The sequence below is a fragment of the Streptomyces sp. NBC_00090 genome (assembly GCF_045160815.1).
In the GTDB taxonomy this organism is placed as follows: Bacteria; Actinomycetota; Actinomycetes; order Streptomycetales; family Streptomycetaceae; genus Streptomyces.
Genome location: NZ_CP108224.1, coordinates 6062261 through 6079545, shown reverse-complemented (window position 1 = coordinate 6079545; position 17285 = coordinate 6062261). Strand labels below are relative to the sequence as shown.

17 protein-coding genes and 2 pseudogenes are annotated in these 17285 nt (G+C 71.3%); 6 read left to right on the top strand and 13 right to left on the bottom strand.

Annotated features, from left to right (window positions below):
- Positions 1-73 precede the first annotated feature (73 nt).
- From OG361_RS27450 to OG361_RS27440, 3 genes are read right to left on the bottom strand one after another with little or no spacing between them, the layout of a single operon-like run.
- Positions 74-406 (bottom strand): DUF3817 domain-containing protein, encoded by a 333-nt coding sequence (locus OG361_RS27450; protein WP_405857685.1) that lies wholly within the window; start codon positions 404-406, stop codon positions 74-76.
- Between the two features lie 43 nt (positions 407-449).
- A complete protein-coding gene (locus OG361_RS27445) occupies positions 450-959 on the bottom strand; it encodes a MarR family winged helix-turn-helix transcriptional regulator (RefSeq protein WP_405857684.1) in 510 nt (169 codons plus the stop codon).
- A 42-nt stretch (positions 960-1001) separates the two neighbouring features.
- Positions 1002-2474 (bottom strand): MFS transporter, encoded by a 1473-nt coding sequence (locus OG361_RS27440; protein WP_405857682.1) that lies wholly within the window; start codon positions 2472-2474, stop codon positions 1002-1004.
- A gap of 120 nt (positions 2475-2594) precedes the next feature.
- On the opposite strand from OG361_RS27440, the gene OG361_RS27435 reads away from it, so the two are divergent.
- Together OG361_RS27435 and OG361_RS27430 are read left to right on the top strand one after the other, a co-directional pair.
- Positions 2595-3587: a DUF5937 family protein gene (locus OG361_RS27435; RefSeq protein WP_384568238.1), complete on the top strand. Its 993-nt coding sequence runs from the start codon at positions 2595-2597 to the stop codon at positions 3585-3587.
- Positions 3588-3636: 49 nt separating this feature from the next.
- The gene (locus tag OG361_RS27430) at positions 3637-4626 is read left to right on the top strand and encodes a glycoside hydrolase family 6 protein (RefSeq protein WP_405857680.1); all 990 of its coding nucleotides are present in this window, start codon (positions 3637-3639) and stop codon (positions 4624-4626) included.
- Positions 4627-4695: 69 nt separating this feature from the next.
- On the opposite strand, the gene OG361_RS27425 is transcribed toward OG361_RS27430, so the two are convergent.
- The 7 genes and pseudogenes from OG361_RS27425 to OG361_RS27395 form a co-directional block, all read right to left on the bottom strand.
- Positions 4696-6657, bottom strand: a complete 1962-nt coding sequence (locus OG361_RS27425) for a galactose oxidase-like domain-containing protein (protein WP_405857678.1) — start codon at positions 6655-6657, stop codon at positions 4696-4698.
- A 3-nt stretch (positions 6658-6660) separates the two neighbouring features.
- Complete coding sequence (locus OG361_RS27420) at positions 6661-8475, bottom strand: glycosyltransferase family 2 protein (RefSeq protein ID WP_405857676.1); 1815 nt, start codon at positions 8473-8475, stop codon at positions 6661-6663.
- Between the two features lie 90 nt (positions 8476-8565).
- Complete coding sequence (locus tag OG361_RS27415; RefSeq protein WP_405862460.1) at positions 8566-9249, bottom strand: TetR/AcrR family transcriptional regulator; 684 nt, start codon at positions 9247-9249, stop codon at positions 8566-8568.
- A gap of 26 nt (positions 9250-9275) precedes the next feature.
- Complete coding sequence (locus OG361_RS27410; protein WP_405862458.1) at positions 9276-9959, bottom strand: DUF4166 domain-containing protein; 684 nt, start codon at positions 9957-9959, stop codon at positions 9276-9278.
- An 11-nt stretch (positions 9960-9970) separates the two neighbouring features.
- A complete protein-coding gene (locus OG361_RS27405; protein WP_405857674.1) occupies positions 9971-10693 on the bottom strand; it encodes a hypothetical protein in 723 nt (240 codons plus the stop codon).
- 150 nt (positions 10694-10843) lie between these two features.
- A pseudogene (locus tag OG361_RS27400) lies at positions 10844-11151 on the bottom strand (MTH1187 family thiamine-binding protein).
- Positions 11148-11489: a DUF3817 domain-containing protein gene (locus OG361_RS27395; RefSeq protein WP_384568220.1), complete on the bottom strand. Its 342-nt coding sequence runs from the start codon at positions 11487-11489 to the stop codon at positions 11148-11150. Before OG361_RS27395 ends, OG361_RS27400 begins: the two are co-directional and overlap by 4 nt.
- Before the next feature lie 107 nt (positions 11490-11596).
- Between OG361_RS27395 and OG361_RS27390 the strand changes: the two genes are divergently transcribed.
- The 3 genes from OG361_RS27390 to OG361_RS27380 are packed head-to-tail and all read left to right on the top strand — an operon-like array spanning position 11597 to position 13667.
- The gene (locus OG361_RS27390) at positions 11597-12235 is read left to right on the top strand and encodes an AIM24 family protein (protein WP_405857672.1); all 639 of its coding nucleotides are present in this window, start codon (positions 11597-11599) and stop codon (positions 12233-12235) included.
- Positions 12235-12885 (top strand): AIM24 family protein, encoded by a 651-nt coding sequence (locus tag OG361_RS27385; protein ID WP_405857670.1) that lies wholly within the window; start codon positions 12235-12237, stop codon positions 12883-12885. The genes OG361_RS27390 and OG361_RS27385 overlap by 1 nt, the downstream gene beginning before the upstream one ends.
- Positions 12882-13667 carry an AIM24 family protein gene (locus OG361_RS27380; protein ID WP_384568212.1) on the top strand — a complete coding sequence of 262 codons (786 nt, stop codon included), beginning with the start codon at positions 12882-12884 and terminating at the stop codon, positions 13665-13667. Before OG361_RS27385 ends, OG361_RS27380 begins: the two co-directional genes overlap by 4 nt.
- Positions 13668-13778: 111 nt before the next feature.
- On the opposite strand, the pseudogene OG361_RS27375 reads toward OG361_RS27380, so the two are convergent.
- Positions 13779-14160: pseudogene (locus tag OG361_RS27375) on the bottom strand (RNA-guided endonuclease TnpB family protein); the annotation flags it as partial.
- 315 nt (positions 14161-14475) lie between these two features.
- Here OG361_RS27375 and OG361_RS27370 point away from each other — a divergent pair.
- On the top strand, positions 14476-14952 hold the full coding sequence (locus tag OG361_RS27370) for a MarR family winged helix-turn-helix transcriptional regulator (RefSeq protein WP_405857668.1): 477 nt from the start codon (positions 14476-14478) through the stop codon (positions 14950-14952).
- 76 nt (positions 14953-15028) lie between these two features.
- Here OG361_RS27370 and meaB read toward each other — a convergent pair whose 3' ends face one another.
- The gene (meaB, locus tag OG361_RS27365) at positions 15029-15985 is read right to left on the bottom strand and encodes a methylmalonyl Co-A mutase-associated GTPase MeaB (RefSeq protein ID WP_384568206.1); all 957 of its coding nucleotides are present in this window, start codon (positions 15983-15985) and stop codon (positions 15029-15031) included.
- Positions 15986-16051: 66 nt separating this feature from the next.
- The gene (locus OG361_RS27360; protein ID WP_405857666.1) at positions 16052-17254 is read right to left on the bottom strand and encodes an acetyl-CoA C-acetyltransferase; all 1203 of its coding nucleotides are present in this window, start codon (positions 17252-17254) and stop codon (positions 16052-16054) included.
- Between the last annotated feature and the right edge of the window lie 31 nt (positions 17255-17285).

The following is a 17285-nucleotide window of genomic DNA, read 5'->3' as shown; positions in this document are numbered from 1 at the left end:
GACTCGAATTTACTAGGACGTCCTAGTAAATGTCGATGGCCAACCGCCCGGCGCGGCGCGCCGGGCGGTGCGGTCAGACCTTGACGGCGGCCGGAGAACCGTCCGTGACCAGCGGCAACGTCTCGCGGACGACCTTGCGCTCGACGAAGAACGCGGCGAAGGGAATCGTCCCGGACACGAGCACCCACAGGAGCTTGCCGAACGGCCACCTGGCCTTGGAGCCCAGGTCGAAGGCGAAGACCAGGTAGATGATGTAGAGGACGCCGTGGGCCTGGGAGACCGCGAAGGTCACGTCCTCGCCCATGTCGAACCCGTACTTGAAGATCATGCACGTGCAGAGCACGAGCAGCATGACGGCGGTCACGTACGCCATGACGCGGTAGCGGGTCAGCACGCTGGATTTCATGCCGTCGAGCGTAACGGCACGTTCCGGGCGATCTTCGCGCGGGTCAGCTCTCGTCGAAATCGTGCGCGCTCACCCGAAGCGGGCGCAGCATCGCGAAGATCTCGCCGCACTCCTCGGCGTCGTACGCGCCGAGCCCGAACTCCATGTCCATCAGGTCGCGGGTCGCCGCCTCGACCACCTCGCGCCCCTTCTCCGTGATGGTCGCGAGGGTGCCGCGGCCGTCGTTGGGGTTCGGTCGCTTGTCGACCAGGCCCGACCTCACGAGCCGGTCCACCGTGTTCGTCACCGAGGTGGGGTGCACCATCAGCCGCTCGCCGATCTTGGACATCGGCAGCTCACCCGCCTTGGAGAAGGTGAGCAGCACCAGGGCCTCGTACCGCGCGAAGGTCAGCCCGTACGGCTTCACGACGGCGTCGACCTCCGCGAGGAGGATCTGGTGGGCGCGCATGATCGAGGTGATCGCGGCCATCGAGGGGACCGGGCCCCAGCGCTTCTGCCAGAGCTCGTCGGCTCGGGCGATGGGGTCGAAGGGGAGACTGAGCGGCTTCGGCACGCGTCGACCTTACCCATGGGGAACTTGACGGTCAGCCCCGTCTCATTTCTCGGTCGCCCCGGACGCCCTCAGTTCGGCGGCGGCGACGAGCAGACAGAGCGTGCCGACGACGCCCGTGCCCGCGACGACCGTGTGGACGGGGGCGAACTCGGCCGCGATCCCGGCCCCGGCCATGCCGACCCCCTGGACGGTCATCATCCCCGCCGTCATCAGGGTCATGGCCCTCCCCCGCTGCTCCTCGGGGACGGCGGCGACGAACCAGGCGTCGAGGCCGAGGGTGTACGCGCCGGTGGCGCCCGCCAGGAAGAGGGCGACGACCGCGAGGGCGACGCCGGGCTCGGGGGCGTAGAGGAGGTAGGGCAGGACGCCGGTCACGGCGAGCGGGAGCACGATCCGCGAGCGGGCCGCCGCGCCGAGGAAGGAGCCGGCGAGGAGCTCGCCCGCGATGGTGCCGACGGGCAGCGCGCACATGAGGAGACCGAGGGCGGCGGTGGAGACGCCGATCTCGTCGGCGTAGGGGGCGGCGAGCGCCTCGGGTACGACGGCGAAGAGCGGCGGCACCCAGAACATCAGCATCAGGGCGCGCACCCGCCGGTTCCGCAGCACCGCCCAGGTGCCGGAGAGCCCGCCGCCCGCGGACTTCCCGGCGCGGGCGGGGCGGCGGGCGGTGCCGAGGCGGAGCAGCAGCGCCGAGGCGAGGAAGGTGACGGTGGTGACGACGAGTGCGCCGCGGGGCGGTACGACGGTGAGGAGGACGCCACCGACGGCGAAGCCGGTGAGGAGGGCGCTCTGCGAGACGATCCGCAGGAGGGAGCGGCCGAGGACGAAGAGGTCCCCCTCCCCGAGGATGTCGGCGAGGGTCGCCATGCGGGTGCCGTTGAAGACGGGCGAGACGACGGCGATGGCGCAGCGCAGGGCGAGCAGGACGGCGACGGGGGTGGCGGGGACGACCATCGTGGCGACGCAGGCGGCGCAGATCAGGTCGCAGACGACGAGGATCCGGCGGGGCGGGAGGCGGTCGGCGAGACCCGCGAGGAGGGTGCCACCGACGAGGTAGGGGAGGAAGCCGAGGGCGAAGGTGAGGGAGGAGAGGAGCGGGGAGCGGGTGAGGTCGTAGACGAGCACGGTGAGCGCGAGCTCGCTGACGACGACCCCGAGGAGGGAGAGGAGGTGCGCCACGAAGACGAACCGGAACTCCCGCACCCGGAACACGGCCCGGTAGCCGGGCCGGTCGTCGGGCCGGTCGCCGGGCCGGTAGCCGGGGCAGTCGTCGGACCGGCCGCCGGGCCGGTCGCCGGACCGGTCGCCGGACCGGTCGCCGGACCGGTCGCCGGACCGGTCGCCGGGGCAGTCGCCGGACCGATCGCCGGACCGATCGCCGGACCGGTCCCCGGGCAGGTCGTCGGACCGGCCGCCGCCCGTCGGGAGCGCGGGCGGGGTGGCGGGGCCGGCGGGGGTCCGGTCGTGCGGCGGTGAGGACGGCAGGGGTGTGTCCAGGGAGTCGTGCGTCGGCATGGCGGCAGCGTGCCGTCGCACGGGGGCCTCGCCCTAGACTTTCGGCTCCAGACGAATGTTCCGCCGCATCGAGCCCCCAAGCCCGAGCCCGCGCCTCCCCGAGTCCCGAGAGAGGGCCCCGTGCCGTACCACCTGCGTTTCGGCGAGGCCGACCCGCTGCGGATCCGGTTCGCGATCTCGCCGCTCTGGGAGACGCACTCCGCCGTGCGGGTCCTCGCGCGACCCGGAAAGCAGGGCTACCACCTGCCGTGGCTACGGCGGATCGCGGGCGCCGCGCGCGGGCTCGACCTGGGGCCGCTGCACCTCCTCATGCCGCTCCGCGGGCACAGCCCGGACTCCCTCTACCCGCCGCCGCTCGGGCCGGCCGCCACCTTCGAGGAGGAGATCACCGCCGTACGGGAGACCGACCCGGCCCTCGTCCTGGTCGACATCGAGCGGGCACTCGCCGAGACGCCGGGGGCGGCCGGTACGGACGAGGGGCGCCGGCTGCTCGACGATCCGGCCGGTGCGGTGGGCCGGCTCGCCGACCTCCTGGAGGCGGCCTGGGAGGCGCTGATCGCGCCCGAGTGGCCCCGGCTGCGGGCGCTCCTGGAGGCGGACGTCGCGTACCACTCGCGCCGGCTCGCGGAGGGCGGCCTCGAACGGCTCCTGCGCGAGCTGCACCCGGCCTTCGACTGGGCCGCCGAGACCGCCACGCTCCGGGTCGCCTATCCCGGGGAGCACGACCGCCCGCTGGACGGGCAGGGGCTCGTCCTCATGCCGTCGGTGTTCACGTGGCCCGATGTGGTGAGCGGCTTCGATCCGCCGTGGCAGCCGACCGTGGCCTACCCGGCGCGCGGGATCGGCGGGCTGTGGGCCGAGCCCCGGGACCGTACCCCCGAGGCGCTCGCCCGGCTGCTGGGCCGGGCCCGGGCGGACGTCCTGTGCGCCCTCGACGAGCCGGCGGGAACGACGGCGCTCGCGCACCGCCTCGGCCTCGCACCCTCCTCCGTCTCCGCCCATCTGACGGTGCTGCGGGACGCGGGGCTGCTGACCTCCCGGCGGTACGGCCACCAGGTGCTGTACGAGCGGACGCCGTTGGGGATCGCGGTGTCGCAGCCCGGAACCGACTGACCGTCATGTCACGATGGCCCCGATTTTCCATCGCCACCCTGGGGGCCGGATGTCCCGCCGCACCGCCACCGCCGCCGCCCTGGCCCTCGTCTCCGCGCTGCTCCTGACCGGATGCTCCACGGACGAGTCCCCGAAGACACCGGTCGGCCCGCCCTCCGCCGGCTCCCCCTTCTGGGTCGACCCGGAGAGCGACGCGGCGAAGCAGGTCAGGGAGTACCAGGCGCAGGGCAGGGCCGAGGACGCCGAGGTCCTGAAGCGGATCGCGGAGCGGCCGGTCGCGGAGTGGCCGGCCGGGGACGACCCCGTACCGGATGTCACGCGCGCGGTCCGGGGCGCGGTGGCCGAGGGCCGGACCGCGGTCTTCGTCGCGTACAACATCCCGCACCGCGACTGCGGGATGTACTCGGCGGGCGGCTCGCACGACGCGCAGGCCTACCGGAGCTGGGTCGACTCCTTCGCCTCCGCTATCGGGGACACGTCCGCGATCGTCGTCCTCGAGCCGGACGCGGTGCCGCACATCGTGGACGGCTGCACCCCTGCGCAGTACCACGACGAGCGCTACGGGCTGCTCGCCGAGGCGATCGAGCGGCTGAAGCGGCAGCCCCGCACCCGGGTCTACCTGGACGCGGGCAATCCGGCGTGGATCGACGACCCGGGCAAGCTGGTGGAGCCGCTGCGCCGGGCGGGGATCGCCCGCGCGGACGGCTTCTCGCTCAACGTCTCCAACTTCCAGACGAACGAAGCGGTGAAGGGCTTCGGCTCGACGCTCTCGGGGCTGCTGGGCGGCACCCACTTCACGGTGGACACCAGCCGCAACGGCGCCGGTCCCCTTCCGGGTGACCGGGAGGAGGCCTGGTGCAATCCGCCGGGCCGGTCCCTCGGCGTACCGCCGACGGACCGGACCGGGGACGAGCTGGTCGACGCCTATCTGTGGATCAAGCGCCCCGGCGATTCGGACGGTCAGTGCCGGGGCGGCCCGTCCGCCGGGACCTGGTGGCCGGAGTACGCCCTGGGGCTGGCCCGGCGCGCCAGGGCCTGAGACAGCGGCCGAAGCGGCGGCGCCAAGGCCTGAGGCATCGGCCGGGGCACCGGCCCCGGAAGGGGCGGCTCACCCCACCTGGATCCACTTCGCCTCGGAGGGGATGCCGTCCGCGTCCGTCACGAAGAGCATGTACCAGCCGGGCGGGACGAGCGTGCGGTCCTGCGGTACGTCGACGGTGACGGTCATCCTGTCCTGTCCCCGCGTCAGGCCGACCTCCACCGAGCGCTGTTCCACGTCGGTCGTGTGGGTGACGGCGCTGGGCCGCATCAGCCGGGCCTTGACGATCCGTCCGGCGTCCTTGGTCTTGAAGGTGGCGCGGCCGTTCTGGTCGAGCTCCCGCGAGCCCTCCCCCAGGACGGGCCGGTCCGTGCCCGCCTTGTGGAGGTAGGGCGGGGTGAAGACCTCGATGCGCTGCTCGAAGGTGCCGAGCTTGGTGTTGTCCTTGTCGTCGAAGAGCGGGTCGGAGCCGAAGGTGGCGACCCGGCCGTCGGGGAGCAGCAGCGCCTCGGAGTGGTAGTTGCGGCCGACGGTGGGCTCGGCGGCCTCGGTGAAGGCGTTGGTGCCCGGGTCGTAGAACTGCGCCTTGAGGATGTCGCTGCCGCTGCGGCCCCGGTACTGCTCCGATCCGCCGCTGGTGAAGACGGTGTCGTCGGGCAGCAGGACGCTGCTGAGGTAGCGGGTGCCCTGCGGGAGCGCCGGTCCGTCGGTGAAGACGGGGCTGTCCTGGGAGAGGTCGACGATGGAGGTGCGGGCGGTGGACTTCGGGGACTCGCCGACCCCGCCGCCGCCGAGGACCATGACCTTCTGGTCCTGGACGGGCGGCAGCATCAGGGAGGCGGAGGTCTCCAGCTGGTCGGGGTCGGTGAGGCCGCCGAGCTTGGTGAAGGAGTTCTTCTCCAGGTCCCACAGGCCGGGTTCGCGGCCCTTCTCGGCGGGGCCGTAGCCGGCGTTGGAGCCGGTGTAGAGGAGCTTGCCGCCCTTGGTGAGGAAGAGCGAGGGGTAGGTGGGGAAGTAGCGGAAGGGTCCCTTGGACCACTTCTTGGTCGCGGGGTCGTAGATCTCGTTGTCGCCGGGGACGACGTCGCCGACGTCGTTGAGCCCGGAGACGGCGAGGACCTTGCCGTCGTCGAGGGTGACGAGGGTGGGGTACCAGCGGGCGTCCTTCATGGGCGCCACCGGAATGTACTTCTCGGCCCGGGGGTCGAACTCGTAGGCGCCCCTGATGCCCTGGAAGTCCTGCTTCTCGGTGGTGAGCTTCTGCGCGAGCCCGTAGACGTTGTCGGCGGCCTCGCCCTTGAGGCCGACGACCTCGTACTGCGCGGCCTCGGTGGTGAGGCCCTGCGGGCCCGCCTTCCTGGCCTCGACGAAGACCCGCGCCTCGGCGGCGGTGACCTTCGTCTCCCAGGGCTTCATCTGGCCGCTCTTGGAGTACGAGATCTCGAACTCGCGCTTGGCCTTGGGGACGGTCACGTCGAACTTGGAGACGTACTCGACCCCGGACGGGGAGCGGAAGACGGTGCCCTTCTTGAGGGTGACCGCCTTGTCGGGGCTCTCGTTCTTGACCCGCATGCCGCCGCCGGCCTTCTCCACCCCGTCTCCGAGGACCTCGTAGCGGGCGGTGCCGCCGGCGACGAGCAGCCGTCCGTCGGGGAGCTGCGTGTGGCCGGAGCAGAAGAAGTCCACCGGGGTGGGGATCTTCTTGAACGTGTTGTTCGCCGGGTCCCAGAGGATGGTCTCGAAGGTCCCGGCGTCGAAGTTCTTCTGGTCGTTGCCCGAGCCGGCGATCAGCAGCACCTTGCCGGTGTGCAGGAGGGCCGCGTGGATGGCGTTGATGCGGTACTCGTCGGGGACGTCGACCTCCGCCCAGGAGCCGAACTCCCGCTTGTAGCCGGGCTGGGCGATCTTGTAGGCGTGGTACTTCTCCTCGGCGAAGGAGACGGCGGCGGGGGCGTTGAGCGCGGCGAGGACCACGACCGCACCGGTGCCGACCAGGGTCTTCTTGAACTTCTTCGACGGCCGGTGGGCCATGTCTCAGTTCCCTCCGGTCGTCGTGGGGGCGGGGCTGGTCGCCGCGGGCGGGACGGTCGTCGGGAGGACCGTGACGCCTTCGCGGGCGTCGGCGAGGCCGCGGGCGCGGGCGCGGACCCTGGCGCGGTCCCGGACCCGCCGCACGCGCCGTGCCCGTACCGTCGTCCAGGCCCAGAGGGCGACCGGGGCCAGGGCGATGACCAGGGCGAGGGCGGCCCAGGTGCGCATGGCCGCGTGGGTGTTGTCGAAGTGGACGGAGGCCACGAGCGAGGCGATGAGGACCGCCGCCCAGTAGAGGTGGATGCGGAAGGTGGCGACCCGGTCGGGGCTCGCCTCGCCGCCCTTGGGGGTGACGACGAAGCGGCCGCGGGTGCGGAGGGCCGCCGAGCCGAGCGACTTGAGGTAGATGGGGGCGGAGAGCGCGGACATCGCCATGCCGGCGAGGCCGCCGGAGCCCTCGGGTTCGTGGGGCGAGACGTTGTGCCGCCGGTTCCAGAGGTAGAGCCCGATCTGGAGGGCGACGGCGTCGCTGTAGATCATCAGCCAGATCGAGGTGGAGACCTGGGTGCCGGAGGCGCCGAACCACAGGTAGAGGACGCAGCTGAGGATGCCGACGAACCAGTTGACGGCCGTCATCGGGTAGTAGACGAGCATCAGCGTGTAGTTGAGGAAGCGGCCCGGCGGGGTGCGGAAGGGCGCCTTCCAGAACTGCTTGACGAGCGTCTCGTACGTGCCCCGGGACCAGCGCAGCTGCTGGGTGAAGAAGTCCGTCCAGGAGTTGGGTCCCTCGCCGACCGCGAGCACGTCGGGGGTGTAGACGGAGCGCCAGTAGCGGCCGGTGCACGGGTTCTTCCTGCGGTGCAGTTCGAAGCCGGTGGCCATGTCCTCGGTGACGGAGTCGTACAGGCCGCCGATCTGCTTGAGGGCGGAGATCCGGACGACGTTGTTGGTGCCGACGAACATGGGCGCGTGGTAGCGGTTACCGGCCCGCTGGATGAGGGCGTGGAAGAGGAACTGCTGCGACTCGGCGGCCTTGGTGACGATGTTGGAGTAGTTGCCGTACACCTGCGGTCCGACGACGAAGGCGATGTCGGGGTCGCGGAAGTAGCCGAGCATCCGCTCCAGGAAGTTGGGGAGCGGGACGTGGTCGGTGTCGACGGAGGCGAAGAAGTCGTAGGCGTCGCCGTGCATGGCGAGCCAGGCGTTGTAGTTGCCGTGCTTGGTCTTCGCCCTGTGGACGCCCTTCCTGCGGTTCCACTCGGGGATGCCGGCGCGGCTGAAGTGGCGCACGCCCAGCTCGGCGCAGAGCGCCTTCGCCTCGGCGGAGTCGCCCTCGTCGAGGAGCCAGATGTCCAGGGGCCCGTCGTGGCGCAGCCGGACGGCGCCTTCGAGGGTGCCGCGGACCATGGAGAGCGGTTCCTTGCCCGGGACGTACGTGGTGAGGAAGGCGACGCGGGTGCCCGGCTCCTCTCTGACGGGTATCGGGTCGCGGGCGACCATCGTGGCGTGGGCGATGGACGTGACGTTCACCAGCATGAAGAAGCAGATGAGGCCGATCGACACGAGCATCACGGTGTCGAGGCGTACGAGCCAGGGTTCGGCTCCCTCGCGGACGGTCCAGTGGCTCGGCCAGACGAGGTAGGCGAGCAGCAGCGCCGAGAGGACCGGCGCGAGGCACATGAGCAGGACGGCTCGTATTCGGTGCGGCTCCTTCGAGAGCAGACTGCTGTACTGCACCGTGTAGGCCACCGGGTCCGGCTCCGTGAGAGGACCGGCGAGTCGGCTGTAGGTGTCGTAGTCGTAGGCTCCCGGCCGCACGGTGCCTCCAGCTGTCGTCGAACAGGTCGATACCCCAACAAAAGGGGCAAATGTTCGGTGTGTCGACTGGAGTAGTCCGAGTGGGCGTCTTTACCGGGTACGACCGCCCTGCCGACGCAGCGTGTACGTGACGGCCTTCCGGGCGACCGGGTTCAGCTCCTCGACCGCGGCCATCAGGACGCCGAGCTGCTCCAGGGCGGCGAGCGCGGCCTCCGCGCCGGCCGGGTCGACGCCCTCGTACAGTTCGAGGCCGATGAAGGAGGCGGCGACCGCGCGGGCGAGCCCCGCGGGGTCGGTGAACTCGGCGAGCGGGGTTCCGGCGAGGACCCGGACGAGGACCTGTTCGATCTCGGCGATCCAGAGGTCGAGTCCGGCCGCGGTGGCCGGGGCGAGCCGGGGGTGGGTCTGGGCCCCGGCGAGCAGCTGGCCGAGGACGGCGACATGACCGGCGTCCCGCTCCTCGGCGTGCATCTCCCGCCCGAAGGCCAGCAGCTCGGAGAGGCTGCCGACGGAGCGGAGCCGTTCGCGGTGGCGGGCGACCCGCAGTTCCGCGCCGCGCCGGCAGGCGGCGGCGAGCAGCTCGTCGACGGAGCCGAAGTGATAGAAGACCAGGGCCTGGTTGACTCCGGCGGTGGTCGCGATGGCCCGCGCGGAGGCCTTGGCGATGCCCTGTTCGACGAGGGTGCGCAGGGCGCCTTCGAGGAGCTTGTCCCGGGTCTCCCGACTCCGGGCGTCCTGCGCCGCGGCCTTACGGCTCTTCGCGTCCCTGCCCACGACGTCCCCGCTCACGGCGTCCCCGCTCACGCCCGTACCTCCTCGCGCACCGGGCGCAGCCCCGCGCGCACCCCGTGGGAGCGTACGTCGGCGTACTCGGCGGCGAAGGACCCCTCGTACCCGAAGAGAGGCCCGAAGTACCGGTTGACCACCCGGACGCTGATGCGGAAGCGGCCGGTGCGCTCGTCGAAGGACTCGCGGACCTCGGCCCGGCCGCCGACCAGTTCCGGGACGCGCACGTCCAACGGGCCCTCGCGGAAGCGGTGTTCGCCGGAGGTGATGAGGAGCGAGCCGTCGGGTTCGGCGGACAGGTGCAGATCGCTGGCGAGGTGCTGATGGGTGCCGAGGTAGTCGAGGACACAGCCGCGCTGGGGGCTGTGGACCATCGTCGCGTCGAAGCGCCGGGGCCCGCCGGGCAGCGCGAAGGTCCGGACGAAGGTGACGGTCTCCCGCCCGTACGAGTCGGCGTACGGCACGTTCTCGACGGTGAAGGGGACGTCCCGGCCGGTGCGGGGCAGCAGGATGTTCCGCACCCCGCCGACCGCGAGGAACGGCTTCACGAAGGCCCGGCCGTGCCAGATCCGGTCCATGACGCCCCGCCCGACGCACATCTCCCCGCTCGCGAGCCCCACCGAGAAGCGCCGCTGGAGCTCCGGGTGCAGCCGCTCGAAGGCGGCGTCCCCCATGGCGGTGCGGAAGATCGAGGTCACCTTCGGGGTCGTCACGGCTGCTCCAGGGTGGCGAGGAGCCGCGGCTCCCGGCTGCGGGCGGGCGCGGTGCGCAGACAGCGGCGGGCCGCGGGAGTGCGGGACGAGGGCGGTACGAGGAGGGCGGCGGCGAGCCCGAGGACGGTGAGCGGGACGGCGGCGAGCGACAGCGCGCCGAGCGGCAGGGCGGCGGCGGTGAACGGCAGCGCCACGAGCAGGATCCGGGCGGCGGTTTCGAGGAGCCAGCGGTCGCGGGAGCGTTCCGGGGTGATGCCCCGCTCGCACCAGAGCCGCAGCCGGTCGAAGGACCAGGCCGTGGCCCAGCCCATCAGGGGCCGGAAGAGCAGCCGGTCGCTGGCGCGGCCGAGGCGGCCCCAGCGCGGCCGGTAGTCGTAGCCGGTGAGGAAACGGACGCCTTCGGGCGTGGGGATGTAGCGCCAGTAGCCACTGCCCTCGGCGAGGAGCGACAGCGGGTGGGGCGAGGCGAAACGGAGGGCGGAGACCCGGTCACCGCCGGCCCGGTGGCGCTCCCCCGCGGAGACACCGGTGCCGGCGACGACCAGGAAGGGCAGGACGCGGGTCGCGTACCGGAAGTGCTGAGGTTCGCCCTCGGCGCGCGGGAGGTAGGCGATCTCCGTGAACCGCAGGTCCCACCGCTGGTGGCGGTCGGGCTCCTGAGTGCGCTCCCAGAGCGTCTCCAGGTCCGCGCGCACCCGCGTCTCGATGTAGAGACCCATCGATGTTCTCCCAGCTCATACGGCATCTTGAGCGACTGCTCAAAACCGCCCCGCGAGTGAAGGTAGCCGATTTTGAGCACTCGCTCAACCGACTGACGACAAGAAACCCCGGCCCTGGGACAGGACCGGGGTTTCGCGAGTCGGGGGCGGTCAGCCCTCCAGGTACCGCTCGACGGTGGCGACCTTGCCGGTGAGCCCGTCCGTCACGCCCGGACGGATGTCGGCCTTCATGACCACGGAGACGCGCGGCGCCCGGGCCTCCACGGCGGCGACGGCACGCTTCACGACGTCCATCACCTCGTCCCACTCACCCTCGATCGAGGTGGCTGCATCTTCTAGAAGCGGGCGTCGGTACGGTTCGGCAGCCCGGACTCCCGGACGACCCGGACGGCGTCGGCGACGTACTCGCCGACCTCCTCCCCCACACCCAGCGGGGTCACCGAGAACGCGACGATCACGCCTGCACGCCCTCGGCGCGGGCGCGCGAGGCGATGACCGCGTCGGCGGCCTCGCGCTTCAGCTTCCGCTCGGCGTAGAAGCCGCCGAAGGGCAGCACCGAGAGGACGAAGTAGAGCGCGGCGGTCCCGAAGCTCCACTTGGTGCGGTTCCAGGCGTCCAGCCAGAAGAGGACGTAGAGGATGAACAGCACGCCGTGGATCGCACCCATGACCGGCACCGCGTTGAAGTCCGTCGTCCGCTTGAGTACCGAGCAGACGAGCAGGAGCAGGAACGAGACGGCCTCCGGCGCGGAGACGAGCCGGAGCCGGTGGAGGGAGGAAGCGGTCTTGATGTCCACGGAGGGGGTCACCTTCGTTCGATCTTGTGAACGGATGCACAAGGGCCCGTCCATTGTGCACGCCGACTTTGCTGTCTCTTTATCCGGGTCCCCAGTACCTTCAGCGGGTGGCAACGTTCCGACTCCAAGGCAGCAAGGTGCTCGCCGTCTCCGTGACCGGCGACGCCGTCAAGGCGAAGAACGGCTCGATGGTCGCCTACGACGGCCAGATGGCGTTCAAGAAGATGAGCGGTGGCGGTGAGGGTCTGCGCGGCATGGTGACCCGCCGGCTCACCGGTGAGCAGATGGAGGTGATGGAGGTACGCGGCCAGGGAACCTGCTGGTTCGCCGACCGGGCCTCCGAGATCAACCTCGTGTCCCTGCACGGCGACAAGCTCTGGGTCGAGGCGAGCAATCTGCTCTGCACCGACGCGGGGCTGCGCACCGGCACCACCTTCACTGGCCTGCGTGGCGGCGCCACCGGCAACGGCCTCTTCACGACCACCGTCGAGGGCACCGGCCAGGCGGCGATCACGTCCGACGGCCCTGCGGTCGTGCTGCGGGTGACCCCGCAGTACCCGCTCCAGGTCGACCCCGGCGCGTACATCGCCCACCAGGGCAACCTCCAGCAGCACTTCCAGTCCGGTGTGACCTTCCGCACCCTCATGGGCGAGGGCGGCGGCGAGGCCTTCCAGATCCGCTTCGAGGGGGACGGCCTCGTGTACGTCCAGCCGAGCGAGCGGAACACGATCGGGGGCGACGTCTGATGCCGTTCCGCGAGATCAACTCGAAGATGGTCGAGGCGACCGTCATCCCCGGGCAGCGGATGTTCAGTCAGCGCGGCGCGATGCTCGCGTACCGCGGAGACGTCACTTTCACGCCGAACACGGCGGGCGGCCAGGGCGGCCTGATGTCGATGATCGGCCGCCGGGTGGCCGGCGAGGCGACGCCGCTGATGACCGTCGAGGGCAACGGCACGGTGATGTTCGGGCACGGCGGCCACCACATCCAGGTGATCGCGCTGACGGGCGACACCCTGTACGTCGAGGCCGACCGGCTCCTCGCCTTCGACGGCACCCTGGAGCAGGGCACGATGTTCATGGGCTCGCAGGGCGGGGTCATGGGCATGGTCCGGGGCCAGGTGAGCGGCCAGGGCCTCTTCACCACCACCCTGAGGGGCCACGGCTCGGTGGCCGTCATGGCGCACGGCGGGGTCGTCGAGCTGCCGATCGCCCCGGGTCGCCCGGTCCACGTGGACCCGCAGGCGTACGTGGCCCACCACGGCGACGTACGGAACAAGCTCTCCACCGCGCTGGGCTGGCGCGACATGGTGGGGCGCGGCTCGGGCGAGGCCTTCCAGCTGGAGCTGAGCGGCAGCGGCGCGGTGTACGTCCAGGCCTCGGAGGAGAAGCTGTGAGCACCCCGGTGATCCACGACCCGACGACGCTTCCGTCGGACGACAACGTGAACCCGTACACCTTCTGCGTGGAGCTCAAGGGCTCCCAGTGGTTCCTGCAGAAGGGCAAGATGATCGCCTACTACGGGCGGATCGAGTTCAACGGCATCGGGCACGGGCGGCTCGACCGGCTGGTCCGGACGTCCTTCCACTCGCCGCTGCACGCGAGCGACTGGGTGGTCGCGGAGGGCAGCGGCAAGATGCTGCTCGCGGACCGGGCCTTCGACGTGAACTCGTTCGACCTGGACGAGGGCAACCTGACGATCCGTTCGGGCAACCTCCTCGCCTACCAGCCCACTCTCGCGCTGAAGCAGTCGATCGTGCCGGGCTTCGTGACGCTGATCGGCACGGGCAAGTTCGTGGCCGCGTCGAACGGTCCGGTGGTCTTCATGGAGCCGCCGATGCGGGTGGACCCGCAGGCGCTGGTCGGCTGGGCGGACTGCCCCTCCCCGTGCCACCACTACGACCACGGCTACATGACGGGCGTGATGGGCGGCGTGCGGGCGCTGACGGGCCTCGGCGGCACCTCGGGCGAGGAGCACCAGTTCGAGTTCGTGGGCGCGGGCACGGTGCTGCTCCAGTCGACGGAGCTGCTCATGCCGGAGCGGGCGATCGGTGGGCCTCCGGCGCAGGCGGGCGTGCCGGGCGGGCACGGAGCGCACGGTTCCGGCCAGAGCGTGCCCGGCTCCGTACCGCGCCTTCCCGGCCAGCTCGGAGACCTCCAGCGTCGCTTCGGCCTTTGACTGCCCCCTGCCCCAGGGCAGGAAGTTCCTGGCTCACGCTGCCTGATGCCCCGGCGGGACCTCGGGTCTTCTGCGATCAGCACCAGCCGGGGCCAGACCTGCCCGGACGAGCATTGTCGGGTCGGCGAAGTCCCTCTTCTTGAACCGGGGCATCCCCGCCCGCTGCGGCATCGGCCGCCGGGCCTTGATGTCGCTCAAGGCCTTCGCGCGTGCCTTGGCGAAGTCCCGAATGATCTGCTGCTGCGGCACCGAGCCACCCGCGCGCAGCCATTCGTGCTTCTCCGCGCCAGCCGGTCAGCATCCGGTCCAGGCGCGCGGGACCGCACGCCTCCTTCGCCTTGTGTGCGGCACGCGAGGAGGCAACGCACTCGTTCCACACCCATCGGCACCGGTTCCACTCATCGAGCAGCGCGGCAAGCGCGGCCGATGACACCCGCAGACGGTAGGTGTACCGGGCATGCCCGGTCTCTACGCCTCCGCTCAGCTCCCCCATGACGCCAAGGTGGAGCGGCGATATCGCCCGCTTCCGCGATTCCGTGGAGCCACCCGAACAGGTGACGACACGGCATACGCGATTCGGCCTCGTCCATACCTACCTGCCGGTAGGCGGATTCCGGCCCACCCAGGGCAGGGGCACAATCTCCCCAGCGGGTGAGCGGTAGTCTGCGGAGTGTGACGCCCTCGAACGTCTGCGCTCGTGTCGAGGACCGGGGCGCCCGACCCCCGGTGCCCGACGCGCGGCGCCCGGTGCCCGGCGTCACACTCCCAGGCTTAGTCAAGAATTCAACTTCTTAGGTAGAATCCATATATGGAGACCGAGACGGCCACCGCGTGGCTCACCGACGGCGAGCAGTGCGCCTGGCGCACGTTCCTGGACGTCAACAGGATGCTGATGCACCAGCTGGAGAGGGACCTCCAGCCCTTCGGCCTGACGATGAACGACTACGAGATCCTGGTGAACCTCTCGGAGTCGGCCGATCGGCGGCTGCGCATGAGCGACCTGGCCACGGCCACCCTCCAGTCGAAGAGCCGGCTCTCCCACCAGATCACCCGGATGGAGAACGCGGGACTCGTCCGCCGCGAGAACTGCGAGTCCGACCGGCGCGGACTCTACGCGGTCCTGACCGACGACGGCATGGAGACCATGCGGAAGGTCGCCCCGCACCACGTCGAGGCCGTGCGGAAGCACTTCATCGACCAGCTCAGCCCGGAGGCCCTCGGTGACCTCCACGAGTCGCTGAAGCCGATCGCGGAGCAGCTGCGCGGGCGCCGCGGCAAGCCGTAGCGGCCGTCGGGCGGTACATACACACGTGAGAGGGCCTCCCCGGATCGCCGGGGAGGCCCTCTCGCGTACGTACCGCTCAGTTGCCCGTCAGGCTCGCGACCAGCTCGTCGGAGGCCGCGTACGGGTCGAGCTCGCCCGCGACGATGCGCTCGGCGAGCGCGTCCAGGCGCCGGTCGCCGTGCAGGTCCCCGATCCGCTCGCGCAGGGCCGTGACCGCGATGGTCTCCACCTCGCGCGCGGCACGGGACCGGCGGCGCTCCGCCAGCACCCCGTGCTCCTCCATCCAGGCGCGGTGCTTCTCCAGGGCCTCCACGACCTCGTCGATGCCCTCGCCGCGCGCCGCGACCGTCTTGACGATCGGCGGCCGCCAGTCACCCGCGGACCGCGCCTCGCCGAGGCCCAGCATGTGGTTGAGCTCGCGGGCGGTGGCGTCCGCGCCGTCCCGGTCGGCCTTGTTCACCACGTACACGTCGCCGATCTCCAGGATGCCCGCCTTGGCGGCCTGGATCCCGTCGCCCATGCCGGGCGCGAGGAGGACGACCGAGGTGTCGGCCTGGGAGGCGATCTCCACCTCGGACTGACCGACGCCGACCGTCTCCACCAGGATCACCTCGCAGCCGGCCGCGTCCAGGACGCGGATGGCCTGCGGGGCGGACCAGGCGAGACCGCCCAGATGGCCGCGGGTGGCCATGGAGCGGATGTAGACGCCCGGGTCGGAGGCGTGCTCGGACATCCGGACCCGGTCGCCGAGCAGCGCGCCCCCGCTGAACGGGGAGGACGGGTCGACGGCCAGGACGCCGACCCGCTTGCCCGCCCGCCGGTACGCGGAGACGAGCGCGGAGGTCGACGTGGACTTGCCGACGCCGGGCGAGCCCGTCAGGCCCACCACGTAGGCGTTGCCGGTCAGCGGCGCGAGCGCCGCCATCACCTCGCGCAGCTGCGGGGACGCCCCCTCCACGAGCGAGATCAGCCGGGCCACGGCCCGCGGCCTGCCCTCGCGCGCCTGGGCGACGAGTGCGGGGACGTCCACCATGTACGAAGCTCCTTGCCTGTCCTGTCCTGGCCCGGCCCGACCTTGATCCGGCCCGGGTGAGGTGACTTACTTGCCGGAGACGCGGACGATCAGCGCGTCGCCCTGGCCGCCACCGCCGCAGAGGGCCGCCGCGCCGATGCCGCCGCCGCGCCGCTTGAGCTCCAGGGCGAGGTGCAGGACCACGCGGGCGCCGGACATGCCGATGGGGTGGCCGAGCGCGATGGCGCCACCGTTGACGTTCACCTTCTCGGGGGTAACGCCGAGGTCCTTCATTGACTGGACGGCGACCGCGGCGAAGGCCTCGTTGATCTCGATGAGGTCGAGGTCGTCGACGGTCAGGCCCTCCTTCTTCAGGGCGTGCCGGATCGCGTTGGACGGCTGCGACTGGAGCGAGTTGTCCGGGCCGGCCACGTTGCCGTGGGCGCCGATCTCGGCGATCCACTCCAGGCCCAGCTCCTCCGCCTTGGCCTTGCTCATCACGACGACGGCGGCGGCGCCGTCGGAGATCTGCGAGGAGGTGCCGGCGGTGATGGTGCCGTCCTTGGCGAAGGCCGGACGGAGCTTGCCGAGGGACTCGGCCGTGGTCTCGGCGCGGATGCCCTCGTCCTTGGCGAAGATCACCGGGTCGCCCTTGCGCTGCGGGATCTCGACCGGGGTGATCTCGGCCTCGAAGATGCCGTTCTTCTGGGCGGCGGCGGCGCGCTGGTGCGAGAGGGCGGCGATCTCGTCCTGCTCGGGGCGCTGGAGGCCCAGGCGGCTGTTGTGCTTCTCCGTGGACTCGCCCATGGCGATGTTCTCGAAGGCGTCGGTGAGGCCGTCGTACGCCATCGCGTCGAGCATCTCGATCGCGCCGTACTTGTAGCCCTCGCGGGACTTCGGCAGCAGGTGCGGGGCGTTGGTCATCGACTCCTGGCCGCCGGCGACGACCACGTCGAACTCGCCGGCGCGGATCAGCTGGTCGGCGAGGGCGATGGCGTCGAGACCCGACAGACACACCTTGTTGATGGTGAGGGCGGGGACGTTCATCGGGATGCCGGCCTTGACGGCGGCCTGGCGGGCGGGGATCTGCCCGGCACCCGCCTGGAGCACCTGGCCCATGATCACGTACTGCACCTGGTCGCCGCCGATGCCCGCACGGTCGAGGGCGGCCTTGATCGCGAAGCCGCCGAGGTCCGCGCCCGAGAAGGACTTGAGCGAGCCGAGCAGGCGACCCATGGGCGTGCGGGCGCCCGCGACGATCACTGAGGTGGTACCGGTCGTTCCAGACATGAGGCACGGCCCCTAGGGATGAGGAGTGAAC